General features: G+C 71.3%; 2 protein-coding genes. Both read left to right on the top strand.

The window, feature by feature from the left end:
• Positions 1 to 202: 202 nt before the first annotated feature.
• Positions 203 to 787 (top strand): thioredoxin family protein, encoded by a 585-nt coding sequence (locus tag AB0M47_RS42615; protein ID WP_363424724.1) that lies wholly within the window; start codon positions 203 to 205, stop codon positions 785 to 787.
• Positions 788 to 852: 65 nt separating this feature from the next.
• The gene (locus AB0M47_RS42620) at positions 853 to 2,070 is read left to right on the top strand and encodes a bifunctional glycosyltransferase family 2/GtrA family protein (protein WP_363424727.1); all 1,218 of its coding nucleotides are present in this window, start codon (positions 853 to 855) and stop codon (positions 2,068 to 2,070) included.
• Positions 2,071 to 2,181: the final 111 nt, after the last annotated feature.

Raw genomic sequence — 2,181 nt, forward strand, 5'->3', positions numbered from 1 at the left:
CCCCGCGGGGTGGGGCGCTGCAGCTGGGTTCGGGGTCCAATGTTGGGACACTATTCCCCCGACACCCCTGATCCAGCGCCCAAACGGGCCGGCGCCCAGCGGGGCCAGCGCCCAAACGGGCCCGCGCCCAGCGGGGCCGGCGTTCATAGCGGGACCACGCCCGAGCGGCCGGCGTTCACATGAGCGGGATACGTTGGGGCGTATGGCCGTCAACTCCTTCATGGTGGAACTGGGCACCCCCGCGCCCGCCTTCACCCTGCCTTCCGCCGCGACCGGCGAGCCCGTCTCCCTGGACGACTACCGGGAGTCCCCGGCGCTGCTAGTGGCGTTCCTGTCCAACCACTGCCCGTACGTGCGGCACATCGAGGCGGCGCTCGGCGAGCTGACCACCCGATACGCCAAGCTGGGCCTCGCCACGGTGGCGATCAGCGCCAACGACGTCGAGAACTATCCGGACGACGCGCCGGCCAAGCTCGTGGAGCAGACCGAGCGGGCCGGGTTCGGGTTCGCGTACCTGCATGACGAGAGCCAGCAGGTCGCGACCGCCTATCGGGCCGCGTGCACCCCGGACCTGTTCCTCTACGGGCCGGCCGACGCCGAGGGGCGGCGGCCGCTGGCGTACCGGGGGCAGTTCGACGACTCCCGGCCCAAGAGCGGTGCGTCCGCCACCGGGGAGTCGCTGGCCGCCGCGGTCGACGCGGTGCTCGCGGGCCAGGCCGTGGCCGAGCCGCACTGGCCCAGCACGGGCTGCTCGATCAAGTGGAAGCCGGGCAACGAGCCCGCCTGAGGTTCACAGGTGGCGTCCAGGCCAGGCCGATCCGCCGCTGACCCGGCGCGGCCAGCCTGGACGTCATGACAGCCCCGACCCTTTCACCCGGTCTCGTGCACCCCGCCGACCAGCGGGAACTCGTCCTGGACGTGGTCATCCCGGTCTACAACGAACAGGCCGACCTCGGGCCGAGCGTCCGGCGGCTGCACGCGTACCTCACTCAGCACCTGCCCTACACCTTCCGGATCACGATCGCCGACAACGCCTCCGTCGACGAGACACCGCTGGTCGCCGCCAGTCTCGCGGCCACCCTCTCGCACACCCGAGTGGTACGCCTGGAGCAGAAGGGCCGAGGCCGCGCCCTGCGGCACGTCTGGTCCAGCTCCGACGCCGCCGTGCTGGCGTACATGGACGTGGACCTGTCCACCGACCTGGCAGCGCTGCTGCCGCTGATCGCGCCGTTGATCACGGGCCACTCCGACCTCGCGATCGGCAGCCGGCTGGCCCGGCAGTCCCGCGTGGTGCGCGGAGCCAAACGGGAGGTGATCTCCCGGGGCTACAACCTGCTGCTGCGCGGCACACTGGCCGCGTCGTTCTCCGACGCCCAATGCGGGTTCAAGGCCATCCGGGCCGACGTCGCGCGGGAGTTGCTGCCGCTCGTCGAGGACACCGGCTGGTTCTTCGACACCGAGCTGCTCGTGCTGGCGCAGAACGCCGGGATGCGCATCCACGAAGTGCCGGTCGACTGGGTCGACGATCCGGACAGCCGGGTCGACATCATCGCGACCATCAAGGCCGACCTGCGCGGGATCGCCCGGGTCGGGCGCAACCTGCTGACCGGCGCGCTGCCCTTGGCGCAGTTACGCGAACGGCTCGGCCGGGGCCGCCAGGACGCCGAGACCACCCTGCTCGGGCAGCTCATCCGGTTCGGCGGCGTCGGAATCGCCAGCACGTTGGCGTACCTGCTGCTGTATGCGGGGTTCGCGCCGGCGCTGGGCGCACAGGGCGCCAATCTGCTCGCGCTGCTGATCACGGCGGTGGCGAACACGGCGGCGAACCGGCGGCTGACCTTCGGCGTACGCGGATCGGCGGACGCGCTGCGGCACCAAGCCCAAGGCCTGCTGATCTTCGGGCTGGGACTGGTCCTCACCAGCGGGTCGCTCGCACTGCTCCACGCGGTCACCGGTACGCCCGCCCGCCCGGCCGAGATGGTGGTCCTCATCGGCGCGAACCTGCTCGCGACGCTCCTCCGGTTCGTCCTCCTCCGCGCCTGGGTGTTCCGCCCAGCCCCCGCCCAGTGACTCCCCGCCGTCCCGCGGACGCCCCGCCGTCCCGCGGACGCCCACGCCGTTTAGCCCAGGATCATGGTTTCGCCTACAAAGATTGGCCAAAAATAGAACCGGTAACCATAT

Source organism: Hamadaea sp. NPDC051192, from assembly GCF_040682475.1.
GTDB lineage: Bacteria > Actinomycetota > Actinomycetes > Mycobacteriales > Micromonosporaceae > Hamadaea > Hamadaea flava.